Source organism: Paenibacillus sp. FSL E2-0190, assembly GCF_037992965.1.
In the GTDB taxonomy this organism is placed as follows: Bacteria; Bacillota; Bacilli; order Paenibacillales; family Paenibacillaceae; genus Paenibacillus_AQ; species Paenibacillus_AQ odorifer.
The window spans coordinates 2282656-2299236 of the sequence record NZ_CP150306.1; the positions used below are offsets into that span (position 1 = coordinate 2282656).

Consider the following 16581-nt stretch of genomic DNA (forward strand, 5'->3'; position numbering starts at 1 on the left):
TGGGGGAATTATGAAAATAAAAAGGGTTCAAATGATTATCGTGGGGTTGATTACGCTAACGCTTTCTTCATGTGGTGCGCATACACGTCCACTGAAGGAAGCGGATAAGGCAGTCACTTTGGAGGTACTGAATCCTAAAGTGGAAATCTCTATAGAATTCGAGCAGATGGTTAAGGAATATGAAAAGGAAAACCCGAATATTAACGTAGAAATTCTAACCTTTGGCGGGGGAGCTAACTACCTTGATGAGCTAAAGGCGAGGTTTGCGGCCAATGTTGGTCCGGATATTTTTCCAAATGGCGGTTATGAAGAAGCGAAGGCATGGAGTAGATATCTTGAGGATTTATCAGATCAACCTTGGGTGGAACAGGCTTATGACGAGGCGCTAGAACCGATGAAGATGGACGGGAAAATATACGGGATGCCGATCAATTTTGAAGGCTACGGTTTTATTTATAATAAGGATTTATTCGCAAAGGCTGGGATTACTCCTCTCCCAACAACGTTTACGGAATTAAAAGAGGCGGCGAAAAAGCTGAAGGCTATAGGTGTGACTCCTTTTTCGGTTGGGTATTCCGATCATTGGTTTTTTGTCCTCCTGTTGAATATTGCTATTGCACAACAGGAGGACCCGGATGCTTTTATTCAAGGGTTAAACAACGGAACACAATCTTTTCGAGAGAATAAGGAAGTTAAAGATGTCATTCGGATGCTGGATTTGACCGTACAATATGGTAACGAAAATTTTTTGACAACAGATTATAATTCGGAAGTTGAGTTATTTGCAACAGGGAGAACGGCGATTCTAAAACAAGGGAATTGGGTTCAGTCTAAAATTGATCAAATATCGCCCAATATGAATATCGGTTTTTTACCCATGCCTATTAATGATAGTGCCGAAAACAATGCGTTGCCAGTAGGGGTATCTAATAATTGGGCTGTGAATAAAGAATCTTCGCCAGAAAAGAAGAAGGAAGCCAAAAAGTTTTTGAACTGGATGGTTTCCTCGGAAACAGGGAAAAAGTTCATGAAGGATCGCTTTCATTTTATTTCAGCTTTTAAAAATATAGAGACGGACCGTTCGGGAGCGCTTGTAAAAGATCTTATGCGATACGTCGATGAACAGAAAACTTTATCTTGGAATTGGTTCAAATTCCCTCCCAGAGCAAGAGAGGAGTTTGGCTATCTTATGCAAGCTTATGTAGGAGAGCAAATTAATCGGGATCAATTGCTTCAAGAGCTTCAAAAATCGTGGGATACCCATGTGAAGTAATAAAACCAAATCAATATAACCCTGTAAATGCATCAATTTACGACATACTCATAACGTCTACTCTTCATTAGAATTTAAAAGGGGAACAGCACAAAGGAAGATCGAAACCCAAATTTAAAGTATAAGAGGAGTTAGATGATGAATTTCAAGAAAATGATTAAACAAACAACAATCCTAACCTTTACAGCTGCTTTAATGTTAGGTGGAGCTACTCAAACCTTTGCGAAAGGAAATAACAAGCCGAACAAGCCGGAGTACAATGACTATGGTTTCTCTCATATCACTCGCGCTGACATGTTGAAATTACCCAAACAACAAAATAGTAAACAATTCCAAGTCCCAAAATTTGATGCTTCAACGATTGAGAACATTCCTGCAGCCATTAAGTTCGATGAGAATGGAAACAAAATTGAAATGGATGTTTGGGATACTTGGCCGCTGCAAAATGCAGATGGAACTGTAGCCAGTTATAAGGGGTATCAAATTGTTTTTGGTCTGGCGGGCGACCCTAATAATGGATCAGACACATTTATTTATTTGTTCTATAAGAAAGAAGGAGACAACTCTATCAGCAGCTGGAAGAATGCCGGCAGAGTGTTTAAGGATAGTGACAAACTTGTTCCTGATGATTATGTTTTAAACAATCAAGCCGAAGAATGGTCCGGTTCAGCAACCATGACATCTGATGGCAAAGTTCGCTTGTTTTACACTAATCGTCATCCTTGGGATCCAGATCGCGGATTTTACGGGAAACAAACTTTAACTACAGCTCAAATTAATGTCTCTGCCCCGGATGGGGATACCCTTAAGATTGATGGCGTAGAAGATATGAAATCCATCTATGACGGTAATCAAGGTGAAATTTATCAAAGTGTTGATATCACCGGTTTTAGCAAAGGCGATTACGACGATAATCATACCTTAAGAGATCCTCACTATGTGGAGGATAAAGGCCACAAGTATCTTGTATTTGAAGCAAATACAGGGACAACTACGGGTTACCAGGGTGAAGACTCTCTTTTTAACAAAGCTTATTATGGTAATAGCAATGCCTTCTTCCAAGCGGAGAAAAAGAAATTACTAAGCAGTGCTGACAAAACATCTGCGGAAACCGCGAATGGTGCGCTCGGTATCATTGAATTAAATAATGATTATACATTCAAAAAAGAAATGAAGCCGCTACTTGCCTCCAACACCGTGACAGATGAAATTGAACGTGCGAACATATTTAAATTGAATGGCAAGTGGTATCTGTTCACAAGCTCAAGAGGTTCTAAAATGTTCATTGATGGCATTGATGATGAAGACATCTATATGCTCGGGTACGTATCTAATTCTTTAACCGGACCGTATAAACCATTAAATGGTACAGGACTTGTCCTCCATCAAGATCTTAATCCTTATGATATTACCTGGACTTATGCTCACTTTGCGATTCCGCAAGCGAAAGGTAATAATGTAGTCATCACAAGTTACATGACGAATAGAGGTTACTTTGGGGATCATCATTCCACTTTTGCCCCAAGCTTTGTGCTGAATATTAAAGGCTCCAAGACTTCAGTTGTACCGAACAGCATTTTGGAACAAGGGCAATTGACGCTTAAAGGTAACAAACCGTATTAATCATTTACAAAGTAAATGCCAATGTAGTTGGCGTTTACTTTTCTTTTTATAAGCTGAGATTAGCAATGTGAAAAAAGCGAGGTATATTTTGAATAAGAAAAAAATGATAGGAATCACTATATTAATCCTTTGTTTAATTTGTTTTGTGACGATAGTATTAGTAACTTATGACGCTGGAGAGAAGAAGAAGCCGGGGACCGACGTTACTGATCATAAACCTACCACTCGGGCTAGCTATCATTTCACTGTACCTGAGCATTGGAAAAACGATCCGCAAAAACCCATTTATTTTGATGGTAAATATCATTACTATTATCTCTATAATGCTGATTACCCGGATGGAAATGGTACAGAATGGAGACATGCCACATCAAAGGATTTGGTGAGCTGGACAGATGAAGGCGTTGCGATTCCAAAATATACAACACCCAATGGTGATCCCTGGTCAGGATCTGTTGTTGTTGACGATAGCAATACAGCAGGTTTTGGCGAAGGGGCTATTGTGGCGATTTTAACACAGCCCTCTGCAGAGGCGGGGAAGCAAGAACAATATTTATGGTTCAGTACGGATCGTGGGCTGACGTTTAAATCTTATAGTGATGATCCTATTTTGCCAAATCCGGGCACGGAAGATTTTAGAGACCCGAAAGTAATATGGGATCAACATTCTCATAAATGGGTGATGACGCTAGCCGAAGGTACGAAAGTAGGCTTTTACGAGTCTGACAATTTAAAGGATTGGCACTACACAAGCGGCTTCGAAACAGAAAATATCGGAATTGTGGAGTGTCCTGACTTCTATATGATGCGGGCGAATGATGGCACTTATAAATGGGTTCTTGGGGTCAGTGCAAATGGTAAGTCGATAGGTAAACCCAACACGTATGCCTACTGGACTGGAGATTTTAATGGGAATGAATTTATCACGGATCATCATGAACCACAGTGGCTAGATTATGGATTTGATTGGTATGGTGCTGTGACTTTTGAAGAGGGAAAGGACAAGGATCAATACAATCATCGATATGCTTTGGCCTGGATGAATAATTGGGATTACCCTCATGTTACCCCCAATCTTAACGAAGGTTTTAACGGAATGGATTCAATTGTGCGTCAAATAAAATTAACACGAGATGAAGAGCAGTCGTATCAGTTAGTATCACAGCCCATCGAAGCATTAGATCAAATGGTAACTTCAACGGATTCCTTGCAACAAATAAAAGTGAACGGCTCGTCAACACTTGATATCACAGGCGAAAATTACCAGCTCGATGCAGATCTATCTTGGTCAGAGAGTACCAATGTAGGCTTAAGACTTCGTGAATCCGCAGATAAGACGCGCCACGTGGACGTAGGAGTGTTTGTTGAAGGACAATATTCTTATGTTAATAGAGCCTTCACTGGACAACCTGATAAGAGTGACAGATATCTTGAAAGCAAGGCCCCCTTTGATGTGAACAAGAAAAAAGTGCATCTGAAGATCCTTGTGGATAGAACAAGTATTGAAGTTTTTATAGATGATGGTGAAATTGTATTTTCTAATGAAATCTTCCCGGAAATAAAGGATCAAGGCATTACCTTGTTTTCTGAAGGTGGCACCGCGATTTTTAATAATGTTGTAATTAAGCATTTTGGCAAAGATTAGAATGAATAGACAGAATTTTTCTAATTCTTGCGCAATAAGAGGGCACTCCAACCTATGGATGTCCTCTTTTTTTTATTATAAGTTCGTAATATTAAACCTAATTCACGAAGGAATACATAATTGTTAAACGCTATCTTGAATTCTAGAATGATGTTATTGGCATCACGTTACTTTTTTGGTTTCAAAATCATTCTGGGAGGTTGTCCTAATGAAGCGAAGGCCTATTTATGTTGTTCTTATTCTGTTTATTGTATTAGGTTCATGGTTGCTGCTGAATCACCGGGAAAATAAAAGCGCCTCTGAGAAGCAAGTGCAGGAAGTGCTGCCTACGAGTACTGTTGATACTAACACAACAATGGCTAACGTTACTGTAAATAACAGAGAAACTCCGGTGCAGTACTTGGATCCTGCATATAAAGTTACAGTGAAACACGATATTTTGTATGCAAGTAAGAAAAAAGAGACGGATGCTGAAGAACCGCTGAAGCTCGATTTGTACCAGCCCATTGGAGATGAAACCAAGCAGAGGCCAGTATTTATTTTTATTCATGGCGGAGGTTATACCGGAGGGGATAAGTCTGATGCAGCAGATTTTTCCGAAGGCCTGGCGAAACGGGGGTATGCTGTTCTCACTATTGATTATAGGCTAAAAAAAGATCCGTTTTTCAATTTCACTCGCACACTTAACGATGCGAATGAGGATATAAACGATGTGATCAAATGGATTAATGAGCATGCGGAGACTTATGGATTGAACAAGGAACGTATAGTTATTGGCGGAGATTCAGCAGGAGGTCATCTGGCCATGAACTTTGTGAATCTATCCTTAGCAAAAGATCCCTCCCTGGTTAAGTCTGTATTTTCCATTATAGATATTTATGGTGGTGAACTGACAAGAAGTGCTGACAGCAAGCTGCCGCCTGTCCTAATTATTCATGGAACGATAGATAAAATGGTGCCGTACCAGCAAAGTATTGACCTAGCCGCTCAATTGAAAGAGAAAGGTATTTATCATAATCTGCTCACGCTGGAGGGAGTCGGACATGATTATAAAAATGAAAAATATATCGATGAAATTATGGAGACGACAGCACATTTTCTGTGGAATGTCATGAACAGTTCGGACCTTGCGAGTCTTCCGGAAAATTCGGGGATCACGGTTGCTTCTGGTTCTACTTTTGATATTAAGCTGCCTGAAGCTTATCGCAGCGCATCGAAGGAGCCGCTTAATATCGATTTGCCAGAGGGATGGCTGCTTAATGGAGAAGAAGAAGGTTCGCTGCGGATACAGGTTCCGGAAAGCTTGGTGCGCGGAAACGATTCGCTGTTCGTCTCTCAGGGTGCAGATCCTACAGCGGCATCAAGCTTCACTATGAATATCAACGTAATCGACCCGCTGGCAGTGTATTACGAGACCTTTTATGAGGAGTCTGCCAAAGAGATAAAAACCCATATGGATGTTACTAATCAATCTACAAGCAATTTCAGCGGTTCAGTGGAAGCTGATTATGAGACGGGACGATCTACCCGAGGTACTTATGCTTCGACTGTGGAAAATCTGGAGCCGGGTAAGAGCGTTCGTCTTGAGATTCCTGAGCTGGCAAGAGGCCAGCGGTCGCTTAAAGTTTTTAATGATATAGGTACCTTATTGCAATCGGCAGTTGATTCTTCTAACGTGCTTCTGTTGCCGAAACTCAGTCCGCCTGTCCAAATCGATGGCAACTTGTCGGACTGGGGGAATCAAGCTCCCTTTGATGTGAAGGATGTCAAAATCATGGGCTGGCAAGGAGAGCAGGATCTCAGCGCCAAGGGTTCCTTAGCATGGGATGCCGACAATCTTTACCTTGGGGTAGAAGTTATCGATGATTATCATGCACAGTCAGCATCAGGAGATGCCATCTGGAGTGGGGACAGCATCCAGATTGGAATTGGCATTGCCAACGGGGATGGAACGGTGCCTTCTGAGTACCATGAACTCGGTGTGGCTCGCGGAGATACGGGCGAATTACTCAAATGGTGCTGGTTGGCACCAAAGGGGTTTAATTTGGGTGATGTTATAGAATTACAGTATGCCGTGGAACGTAAAGATTCAAAAACCAGCTACGAACTAGCCATTCCCTGGCGTGAACTAAAATCCGACGATGTACAGGTGAAGCCAGGAATGAAGCTGAAATTTTCGTTATTGGTCAATGACAATGATGGTGAGGGGCGTAAGGGCTGGGTGGAATATAACAGCGGCATTGGTTCGGCTAAGGATGTTGATGCTTTTGGTGATCTATTTGTGCATTGACATATTCTGCTGTTAACACTATGATATGAATGAAAAAATAATTATTCATTCACGGAGAGACGAAAAGTGGAAGACAAAAAAACAAAGATATACGAATGTGCGAAAGAGCTATTTAGCAATAAAGGCTTTAAAGACACGAATGTTTCTGGCATTACCACAATGGCTGGAATAGCTGTAGGAAGTTTTTACAACTATTATCCCTCCAAGGAAAAGCTTTTTATGGATATTTTTTTAGAGGAAAACGAAAAGCTCAAAAAAAGCTGTATGCAATCGCTCGATATGAGCCAAAGCCCATTAGCACTAATACGGCAGATGATGGTGCTTAATTTGGAAGGTATGATAGCCAACCCCATTCTTAAGGAATGGTATAACAAAAGTGTTTTCGCAAAAATCGAACAGTTGTACCGGGAAGAAACCAACATTCAGGTAAACGACTTCTTGTATGATAGCTTCCATGAAATCATTAAGCAGTGGCAAGCCGATGGTAAAATGCGCAGCGATATGGATAGTAAAATGATTATGATGATCTTCGGCGCAATGATTAATGTGGAAACCCACAAGGAAGAAATCGGGCTGGAGTATTTTCCACAACTTTTGGACAATATGCTGGAACTAATTATGAAGGGTTTGACAGACTGCCCCTAATACACTTATGGTGCAGTTTTTTTTTTAGTGAAATGAATGAATTATTAAATATTCATTCAAATTTTAAATCAAAAGGAAGGAGGCAAGCAGGTGAGTAAGAGAAGAGGGAAAAAGCGAAAATTCAATAAATGGATTATTGTTCTCAGCATTCTATGCGGGATTACAGTCATAGGTTGGATAGGTGGTATTCTCTTATCTGCTCCGGGAAGGCATGAAGTTCAGCAGCTTACTATCAACGCCATAGATATACAGAAACTGCGGGAGGGCAGCTATGTGGGGGAATACATTGGCATCAAAGATCATTCCAGAGATACCAAGGTGAAGGCCACAATATCTGCTGGACGGCTGTCAGATATCAAAATACTCAAAGGTGCCTTGGACAAAACAGGGAACCCTGCTGAGCTGAAGGGTGGGCTAAGCATTGGTGATTTGTTTGGTCATGTGATTGAATCGCAGTCTCTTCAGGTGGACGTTATCAGCGGGGCAACGCTTACCTCTAAAACACATCTTAAGGCACTCGAAAATGCCCTACTGCAGGCGGAGACGAAATAATTCATTTTAAGGAGAATTTATATGAACATTGCAGTCATTTCGTATTCATTCACAGGTAATAATGAAGCATTAGCAAGGAGTGTGGCGAAAGCGTTGTCGGCTGAATATATCCGAATCTCGGAAGCTAAACCCCGAACACTCGGTAGGATTACCTTTGATATGATTTTTGACAGGATACCGTTGGTTCAACCGAAGCCTGAGCAAATAGGAAAATATGATATTATCCTATTTTTTGGACCGGTTTGGATGGGGAAAGTGGCCACACCGCTCCGTGCCTATTTAGAGTACTTGAAGAAAAATCCGCAAAAGTATGGTTACCTTTCAATCAATGGTGGAGCTGACGGTCCAAATCCGAAGGTGCCAGGGGAGCTTAGAAAAAGAACTGGAGCAGACCCTGTTGTATTCATCGAGCAGCATATCGCAGATCTGATATCAGCAGATCACAAACCTGCACGTAAAGATACCTCAGCTTATAAGTTAAATGAGGGCGATATTAATCAATTAACTGGAAAAATAGTGAAGAAAGTAAGGGATATGACCTAGCTTTTAAGCTCCAGCGAGACGAACAGAGAAACGGCAAAGCTGCCGTTTTTTTTGTTTTCTCTGCAATCTGGTAGAAATTGTTCTATTATAAAGTGTTCCTTCAATTCGCTAGATGGTATGATAGGTATGGGAGGGAATTATAAAATGAACAATGAGACGACTAATGAAAATGAAATAACAAATGAGAATGAGGAAGTAAATGATAATACAGAAATGTCTGAAGAGGATATGGCGCAGCTGCTAAAGGCTGTTCACCATAACGGCCTTGTAGCGTTGAGAGTACACTTTAAAGATGTTGAAGGACAAGTATTGAACATGGAAGCCTACGGCCCTGTTTTTGTTTTTCACGTGAAAACTGAATTAGATCAGGTGTATTCTTGCGGATTTTTTCTGCGCGAGTTAATTGCAAGATTCCAGTCGGGTAAGGATCCGGCAGCATGGATGGCCTCATTCTTCGTTGAGCTGATGAAAATTGAGGGAGGCAAAACACTTCCAAAACCACCAGCAAGTGAAGAAGAAGCAAAAGGGATCATTGATAATGTGTTAGTTCCGCTTTGTATTGAGGAAATTACCCAAGAATTTGCTCCAGAAAAAGTGCATGTCGGGCTAGCTTGGAACGAGAAATTGGGACCAGTCTTCGAGGCTGGATTTCCAGCGATCACCGATGGGAATAACGTATGCGCATTCCCGCTTCATCTGTTGCTGACTCATTTGCAATTGAACCGGGATCCATCCGAACTGCTTGTTCAAGGCATGTATAACATCCGCAAAGAACATGGATTGGAGTAAAACAGGCTCTGAGCCCTGACCATCCATAACCCAAAGAAACGGCAGAAATGCCGTTTCTTTTTCTTTTGACATTCAAAGAGTAGATCCTTGCTTGATGAATTCATTCATATCTACTTTGAGCTGATAGCTTTAAGCTGATAACCTGCTGCTTGAAGGTTTCGTTCACATCATCTACGGACTGTATAGCGCTTATCTTTGCTTTTTAGCTCCATTTACCGAACTCGCGGACCGTATAGCACTTATTGTCTGTTTATTGCCTATAAAAGTAGGAGGATTAGCCAAATAGTTGCATCTCAGTCCGTTAACAGAAGAATTCTCTTGAAAATGAACCAATAACGTCTCCTCGGTCCGATAGGCCTTGGTGTTGCTGGATTATATAAAGAAACTGTAAATACTTTTCAGATAGTTTAGGATAAAATTTCATTTACTAAATACGTTTGCGGACTAAGCTATATGTACAGCACACTATACTTTTTTAGAAAAATAAACGAAGGCGTGGTAACAAGATGAAATATCTAGTTTCAATACTACTAATTGCTGCAGTGATAGCATCTGGTTGTTCCAATTCCACTCCAATCCCTCATCCAACTTCTAATCAGGAAACTTCTCCTTCTCCTGATCCTTCAGATAACCGCAGAGAAGATACTGTGTTCCTCAACAAAAATATAGGTTGGAAAGCAGTCTATCCTTTTCAAGGAATGTCACGTGAAGATATGGAGCTTTATACAACTAGTGATGGGGGAGAGACTTGGAAGGAGATTGGGGATAGCTTACAAGCAGGAAGTACTCTTCCTAGCGGGGTGAAATCGGGAATTACTTTTGTTAACGAAAAAGAAGGCTGGATTACAACGAATGCGCCTTGGCAGGGAAAAGTTGGTTTATATAAAACAATGGATGGTGGAGTTACCTGGAGTGAACAGACAGTCACAGTGCCGGATGAGTTAGTAAACTCGCAAATCTATGCTTATCCTCCCCTCTTTCTTACGAAGGATCAAGGAATCTTAATTACTCGGCCCGCTGAAAATGAACATACATTGTTATATATAACGATAGACGGGGGACAACATTGGAAATCATTCCTTGACGATCAAGAGGACCAGTATGCTGGTATCGCATGGACGCTCTCAGAGAGTATGGCGACGGTAAAAGACGCAGATAAAACCTGGACATTAAGCATGCAGAACTATGGAAAATGGTCCCTTTAATCGAAATGTTGGCATATTGCGTTTAGAAAAGACGTACACATCAAATGAAGCGAGGCGTTAACCTGACTCTGGCTGTTATAGCTGTTTATGGGATAACGTTTTGTTTTATCCATTATTCGAAACCGGTTTCAAATGTGCGAGCGCGCCGCGCAATGAAATCAGTAGGAGGAAAAGACGATGTTACGAAAAGGAAAAATGTTAAGTCTATTTCTGCTGTTCACCCTCTTAATTGCTTGGGTACCTACAGGGAGTTCAAGCGCGGCATCAAGCTGGAATCTGGCATGGAGCGATGAATTTGATGGGAATTCTCTGAACACTAATAATTGGTCGGCGGAAATAGGTACGGGTAGCGGGGGGTGGGGAAACAATGAGCTTCAGTATTATACCAGTCGTCCGCAGAACCTGCAGGTAACGGGTGGGAATTTAGTGATTACTGCACAAAAGGAGTCGTACGGGGGGATGAATTATACCTCTGCACGGATCAAAACACAGGGACTCAAAAGCTTCACCTACGGAAAAATCGAAGCTAGAATCAAATTGCCTTCAGGACAGGGACTCTGGCCAGCATTTTGGATGCTTGGGGCGAATATTGATTCAGTGGGTTGGCCGAAATCTGGGGAAACGGACATTATGGAGCGTGTGAACAATAATGCTTTTGTTAACGGGACGGTACATTGGGATGCCAATGGGCATGCCGAGTACGGTCAGGTGTCTGGTAACCTCGATTTCTCACAGTACCATGTGTACAGCGTGGAATGGGATGCGAATTATATAAGATGGTTTGTAGACGGCAACCCATTTAATGCTTTTTATATTGAGAACGGAACCGGAAATACGGAGGAGTTCCAGAAACCTTTCTTCATCCTGCTAAACCTTGCCGTGGGTGGAAATTGGCCGGGAAGTCCAAATGCTTCAACTGCTTTCCCAGCTCAAATGCTGGTTGATTACGTACGTGTGTATCAGGCTGCGCCTACCTCAAGCATCGTTAGTGGTGGGATTTACACTTTAGCTGACAAGGCTAGTGGCAAGGTTCTGGACGTAGTGGATGTATCCACAGCAAGCGGGGCGAAAATGCAGCAATGGACCAATTACACTGCCAATAATCAGAAATTTAAAGTGGAGAGTACAGGCGACGGTTATTACAAGCTTACGGCAGTGCATAGTGGAAAAGTGTTGGATGTGCCGAACTCATCAACCGCGAGCGGTGTACAGCTGCAGCAATGGGATGACAATGGTACCAACGCTCAGCGATGGAGCATTATTGATGTTGGAGGGGGCTATTATAAGCTTATTTCAAAAGTGAGCGGATTAGCCATGGATGTATCCGGAGCATCAACAGCCGATGGTGCAGCAGTTCAGCAGTGGACGGATAACGGGAGTGATGCTCAGAAATGGTTTTTTACAAAAGTGAACTAAAGAAATGCCGCCCCATATCAAATGGGGCTTTTTCTAATCGGTCTAATCGGTCTAATTTGTTTTAAATCGGCTAAAAGAATAGGGGTTAAGTTCAACTGAACAATTTTTATTTTCTGCTTGTTTCTTTTTCGGGTGAGGTGTGGTTTTAAAGGGCTGCTTTTCCGTTTTCTTCGTCTGATTTTGGCTCTGGTGATTCTCCAAGGGGTTAGCTTTAGGAATTGCTGATATAGGGATGAACCTGCGGAATCTTTATTCCAGCATTTATCATCTCCGGCAAAATGGATGATTTTGTTAGTGAAATCATGGTCCGGAATGTTTGTGTTGAACGAATTAAAACGGATATCGAGGGGGAGGTAATTCCCACCAAAAACTGCATTCAGAACATCCTGATCTGGCATGGTGACATCAGGAAAGGTACGTAGGAAGGTTAGCATTTCTTCGTACCAGTTGGTATTCTGGCGGATATTATGCAAAGAAAATAAAATCACTCCGGAATTAAAATAAAGATCAGGATTTAATCCCTTAGCGCTCACAATATGAGCAACCTCTCTAATTCCCTGGTCCCAAATTGCAGCCAAATACTTGTCATTCAGTTCAACCTGCCATAATTCAGTAATGTCCATATTCACTAATACATCGCAGTCCAGATAGATGATTTTGTCCACGGGTATTAGTGCAGGAAGAAGCAATCGATACATACATGCCTGCGTCCATACATTAATGGAGTTAACATTGGCTAGCACCTGAGTTAGATCATCGGGCATAGTGATTGAATAAAAGCTAAGGGTATGATTATGTTTTGTAGTTAATGCGCTAAGCCTGCGCTTATTAGTTTCACTTAAAGAAACATCATGTAAAATATGAATATGAATTGGGGAACTCGTATGATGAAAAATTGACGCTAGAACGACTCCGGCATGTTCAGCATATTTCCCATCCTTATCTTGAAAAGCCAAGGCGATATCGATCATTTGATTTATCCTCTCTTCACGTTTGTGTACGAATGTACCACAGTATACGTTCGCCTTGATCAGAGGACAGAGACATTAAACCCAGAATATTCACCCAATTTCATGTGAACACCAAAAAACCAAGTGCTGAATCTCAGCAACTTGGTCGGCTAAGGACTTCAATCTTTATTTTCGCAGCTTAATTTGATCTACGTGATGATTGTTGTCCTTATGCATTATAAGATCGGCACGATTTCGGGTGGGCAGAATATTTTGCTGCAAATTAACGTAGTTTATTTCTTTCCAGATCCGCTTTGAGATTTCAATAGATTCCTCTAGAGACAGCTGTGCATATTTTTTGAAATAAGATTGTTCATCTTGGAAGGCAGTATCTCTGAGTTTAATAAACCGATCAATGTACCATGTCTCGATATCGTTCACATCGGCATCCACATAAATAGAAAAATCAAAGAAATCAGATACAAAATAGTTAGGCATATTATGATTATTTGTAATCGCAGTCTGAAGAACATTTAAGCCCTCAACAATTAGAATATCCGGATTCTCAATCGTAATATATTCATCTGGCACAATATCATAAGTTAAGTGAGAGTATACAGGGCTTTGGACCCGCGGCACCCCAGACTTCACATCCGTTAAAAAAGAAATTAAACTACGCGTGTCGTAGCTTTCAGGAAAGCCCTTTTTCGTCATTATACCGCGCTTTTCCAGCTCTGCGTTGGGATGTAGAAACCCATCAGTCGTAACTAAATCCACTTTTGGATGGGAAGGTAATTGTGAGAGGAGTTTTTGTAGGAGTCTGGCCGTAGTGCTTTTACCAACAGCGACACTTCCCGCGATACCTATGATAAATGGACCTTTTTTTAGATCATTGTTTAGAAAGTGATTTATAGACTCATTAAATTTATGAGCAGATAGAAGTTGCAGATTTAGTAAATTGGACAGAGGAAGATAGACTTCGTTAACATCCTCGCTGGAGATTTTTTCATTAATACTTTGGACTTCCATAAGTTCTTCTTCTGATAATTGGATAGCGGTGAAATCGCTTAGTTTTTTCCAATCCTCACGTAAATAAAGTGTATATGCTGAATTATTCACCATTAAATTTTCCACATCCCTGAAGTTTTTAGAGATTTCTTATGCACTTAGGTATTATAACCGTTCATACAGCTTCATTCCATTCATTGTAATCGACATTATTATGGACATTAAGGAGATTGCATTTCAGTAAATGGGAAAATCAATTAAAATATAGAATATTAGGAAAAATGGGGTGGGGCAATGGGAGTTTTTCGAAAAGTTGAATTATTGAAGGATTACACACGCACGGAAACGTTCCAAGAAGAGTCAGAGGGAAGGAAAATAGTTATAAGTATTTATTATCCGGATACAGAGGGTGTATTAAATAAAAACGCATCTGCAATGAAATATATGGAGCTTTTCGGGCCCTGTCAACAACAGGCGAGAGAGCTTCTACAAGATATTGGCATGAACATGGAAATCATAAATACATTATCTACCTCAATCAGCGATCGGACCTTTCAAAGCAAATCCAAACGCTCCTATCCAGTCATCATCTACTCACCTGCATTAGGTTTAGATAGAGATATGTATATTTATAATATAGAAGCGCTGGCCAAGCAAGGTTTCATCGTGGTAACGGTCAGTGCTGCGTACGAAGCTATGTTTACTGTTTGCCCTAGTGGAGAATTTATTAATCAATCCGAAGCTATGAGGCAAATAAAAGCTGCGGATTATACCGATTTACATAACTTAATTTCCATTCGAAAAAAAGATATTCAATACGTTCTGGATCACCTGTCCACGCTTAATTCTATGGATAAAGATGTGAAGGGCTTATTTGATATGAATAAGATTGGTATTATCGGCCATTCCATCGGCGGTGCTACTGCATTAGATTTAACTATGGAAGACGATAGAATTAAAGCTGCTATTTTATTAGATGCAAGCATGCACTTATATATTGAGAATGAAGAGAAGAACAATACTGTGCCGCTTCTTGTATTAAGGCAAAAGGCCTCCACCTTAGAATCCTTAAGTAATATATTACAGGAGAAACTGGCAAATGATTTCATCAAAGGACAAGAGGCGCTTTTTCAGAATTGGAACGGATATAAATCTTTTCTGAAAATACGAAAGGCTACACATATGTCATTTAGCGATCTGCCCCTTTATGAGGAAGGAGAGAATTTAAAACAAAGAACCAGTGAAATTCATACTTGCCTAAATGAGCTAATAAGTAAGTTCCTTGTGGAGCATCTTTTAGATCAGGGGCAAGGTTATTCGGCATTAATTAGTAGGGTTCATAAAGATTTTTGTGAGATCCATGGTAGTGGAGAAGAAATTCTGTGAATTAGCAATAAACTCTCCTTTGTTTATACCGATAAACATATATAAGGGAGGGAATTATGAATGCATTCTGCTCAGTCTAATGAGAAAATATGTAATCATATTGAAAAATACATAGGTGTTATTGATAATGTTTTTAAAGAAATTATTTCAGGTGTTCTGTCGATAGATATTCTAATTCTTGATCCGACGCCTGAGCGGAACTTCTATACTTTAATTACTTCTGGAATGAGCGAATTACCGATGACGGTGCCAGAAGGTGCAGAAGAATATCAATATGCTGAGCTAATGATTTGTCTCCCTCCTACCTGGAAGCTGTCGGATGAGGCGTTTAAGGATGAACGGAATTATTGGCCGATTCGAGCCCTGAAAACAATGGCTAGGTTTCCGCATGAATATAATACATGGCTTTATATGGGGCATACGCTTGTGAACGGTAATCCCGCCCAGCCTTATAGTGAGGATACAGGATTTCAAGGGATGTTCGTTTGGGTTCCAGATGTAAAAGATAAAGCCGGTTTCTTTAATTTAGAAATGAGCCATGAGAAAGTGGTGCACTTTTATACGTTAATTCCGCTCTATGGGGAGGAGTTAGATTATAAAATCAAGCATAGCGAGGAAGAGTTACTACACAAGTTAAATAAGATTGGGGTTACGGATGTTTTGGATCCTTCCCGTAAAAATAGTTGTAAGAAGTTATGGGGACTCTTTTAAACACAAGAAAAAACGGCTGAGAGCCGTTTTTTTATTTTTTGATTCCAAAAGCAATCCAGCGACCATCCACATCTTCGATCACAAATTCCTTGTTATTATAATCGGTGTTTGATAAAGAACGAACAATATGAACACCGGCGGCTTCGAACTCCTTCTCCAACTCTTGTTGCTGCTTCGTAATAAAATAGGCATCGTATCCATAACCGTACAACTCTCGATTGGGAATGACCTTTTGTCCATGGGATTGCGTAAGGATAATCTCTGTATCGTCACGATACAAACAAAGATGTGGTTCTTGTGTATCTAAATAGGGTACAGCTTTAAAACCTAAGTACTGGCTGTAGAAGGCAGCTGTTTGCTCAATATTCAACGTAGGGAAAATACTATGCGATTGTAAGAGCTTTTTGTCCACGAGTGAGGTCATCCTTTCAAAGAAAAAATAGATATCCATATATTACCTTAAGATAGAAGTTTCAACAATACACGGAGTTTCCATTTAGCAGAAGATTATTTACGGTTGACATCATCGCTATTCTATAATAATA

15 protein-coding genes are annotated in these 16581 nt (G+C 40.6%); 12 read left to right on the plus strand and 3 right to left on the minus strand.

The window, feature by feature from the left end:
• Positions 1-10: 10 nt before the first annotated feature.
• From NST25_RS09715 to NST25_RS09760, 10 genes are all read left to right on the plus strand, one after another.
• Entirely contained in the window at positions 11-1273 is a 1263-nt protein-coding gene (locus tag NST25_RS09715) for an ABC transporter substrate-binding protein (RefSeq protein ID WP_340393873.1), read from the plus strand.
• A 138-nt stretch (positions 1274-1411) separates the two neighbouring features.
• Positions 1412-2896 carry a glycoside hydrolase family 68 protein gene (locus NST25_RS09720; RefSeq protein WP_076219908.1) on the plus strand — a complete coding sequence of 495 codons (1485 nt, stop codon included), beginning with the start codon at positions 1412-1414 and terminating at the stop codon, positions 2894-2896.
• Between the two features lie 103 nt (positions 2897-2999).
• A complete protein-coding gene (locus tag NST25_RS09725; RefSeq protein WP_340394386.1) occupies positions 3000-4541 on the plus strand; it encodes a glycoside hydrolase family 32 protein in 1542 nt (513 codons plus the stop codon).
• Between the two features lie 208 nt (positions 4542-4749).
• Positions 4750-6831 carry an alpha/beta hydrolase fold domain-containing protein gene (locus tag NST25_RS09730; RefSeq protein ID WP_340393874.1) on the plus strand — a complete coding sequence of 694 codons (2082 nt, stop codon included), beginning with the start codon at positions 4750-4752 and terminating at the stop codon, positions 6829-6831.
• A gap of 66 nt (positions 6832-6897) precedes the next feature.
• Entirely contained in the window at positions 6898-7476 is a 579-nt protein-coding gene (locus tag NST25_RS09735; protein WP_076124944.1) for a TetR/AcrR family transcriptional regulator, read from the plus strand.
• Between the two features lie 90 nt (positions 7477-7566).
• Positions 7567-8028: an FMN-binding protein gene (locus NST25_RS09740; protein WP_076133981.1), complete on the plus strand. Its 462-nt coding sequence runs from the start codon at positions 7567-7569 to the stop codon at positions 8026-8028.
• Positions 8029-8049: 21 nt separating this feature from the next.
• Positions 8050-8571: a hypothetical protein gene (locus tag NST25_RS09745; RefSeq protein ID WP_076184300.1), complete on the plus strand. Its 522-nt coding sequence runs from the start codon at positions 8050-8052 to the stop codon at positions 8569-8571.
• Between the two features lie 144 nt (positions 8572-8715).
• Positions 8716-9360 carry a hypothetical protein gene (locus NST25_RS09750; RefSeq protein ID WP_076107537.1) on the plus strand — a complete coding sequence of 215 codons (645 nt, stop codon included), beginning with the start codon at positions 8716-8718 and terminating at the stop codon, positions 9358-9360.
• 506 nt (positions 9361-9866) lie between these two features.
• Positions 9867-10565 (plus strand): hypothetical protein, encoded by a 699-nt coding sequence (locus tag NST25_RS09755; protein ID WP_340393876.1) that lies wholly within the window; start codon positions 9867-9869, stop codon positions 10563-10565.
• 177 nt (positions 10566-10742) lie between these two features.
• Entirely contained in the window at positions 10743-11981 is a 1239-nt protein-coding gene (locus NST25_RS09760; RefSeq protein ID WP_036679228.1) for an RICIN domain-containing protein, read from the plus strand.
• Positions 11982-11998: 17 nt separating this feature from the next.
• Here the strand turns inward: NST25_RS09760 and NST25_RS09765 are convergent, their stop codons facing one another.
• On the minus strand, positions 11999-12952 hold the full coding sequence (locus tag NST25_RS09765) for a glycosyltransferase family 8 protein (protein WP_076124952.1): 954 nt from the start codon (positions 12950-12952) through the stop codon (positions 11999-12001).
• Between the two features lie 165 nt (positions 12953-13117).
• Positions 13118-14053, minus strand: coding sequence for a type I pantothenate kinase (gene coaA / locus NST25_RS09770; protein WP_076124954.1), 936 nt, complete (start codon positions 14051-14053; stop codon positions 13118-13120).
• Positions 14054-14233: 180 nt separating this feature from the next.
• Here coaA and NST25_RS09775 point away from each other — a divergent pair, with 180 nt between their 5' ends.
• Positions 14234-15325 (plus strand): hypothetical protein, encoded by a 1092-nt coding sequence (locus NST25_RS09775; protein WP_340393879.1) that lies wholly within the window; start codon positions 14234-14236, stop codon positions 15323-15325.
• Positions 15326-15385: 60 nt separating this feature from the next.
• Positions 15386-16036, plus strand: coding sequence for a suppressor of fused domain protein (locus NST25_RS09780; protein WP_076124958.1), 651 nt, complete (start codon positions 15386-15388; stop codon positions 16034-16036).
• Positions 16037-16067: 31 nt separating this feature from the next.
• On the opposite strand, the gene NST25_RS09785 is transcribed toward NST25_RS09780, so the two are convergent.
• Positions 16068-16448, minus strand: coding sequence for a VOC family protein (locus NST25_RS09785; RefSeq protein ID WP_076191215.1), 381 nt, complete (start codon positions 16446-16448; stop codon positions 16068-16070).
• Positions 16449-16581 lie beyond the last annotated feature (133 nt).

Coding starts and splice junctions, on each gene's coding strand:
- NST25_RS09715 (WP_340393873.1), top strand. CDS start 11: ATGAAAATAAAAAGGGTTCAAATGATTATCGTGGGGTTGATTACGCTA.
- NST25_RS09720 (WP_076219908.1), top strand. CDS start 1,412: ATGAATTTCAAGAAAATGATTAAACAAACAACAATCCTAACCTTTACA.
- NST25_RS09725 (WP_340394386.1), top strand. CDS start 3,000: ATGATAGGAATCACTATATTAATCCTTTGTTTAATTTGTTTTGTGACG.
- NST25_RS09730 (WP_340393874.1), top strand. CDS start 4,750: ATGAAGCGAAGGCCTATTTATGTTGTTCTTATTCTGTTTATTGTATTA.
- NST25_RS09745 (WP_076184300.1), top strand. CDS start 8,050: ATGAACATTGCAGTCATTTCGTATTCATTCACAGGTAATAATGAAGCA.
- NST25_RS09750 (WP_076107537.1), top strand. CDS start 8,716: ATGAACAATGAGACGACTAATGAAAATGAAATAACAAATGAGAATGAG.
- NST25_RS09755 (WP_340393876.1), top strand. CDS start 9,867: ATGAAATATCTAGTTTCAATACTACTAATTGCTGCAGTGATAGCATCT.
- NST25_RS09760 (WP_036679228.1), top strand. CDS start 10,743: ATGTTACGAAAAGGAAAAATGTTAAGTCTATTTCTGCTGTTCACCCTC.
- NST25_RS09765 (WP_076124952.1), bottom strand. CDS start 12,952: ATGATCGATATCGCCTTGGCTTTTCAAGATAAGGATGGGAAATATGCT.
- coaA (WP_076124954.1), bottom strand. CDS start 14,053: ATGGTGAATAATTCAGCATATACACTTTATTTACGTGAGGATTGGAAA.
- NST25_RS09775 (WP_340393879.1), top strand. CDS start 14,234: ATGGGAGTTTTTCGAAAAGTTGAATTATTGAAGGATTACACACGCACG.
- NST25_RS09780 (WP_076124958.1), top strand. CDS start 15,386: ATGCATTCTGCTCAGTCTAATGAGAAAATATGTAATCATATTGAAAAA.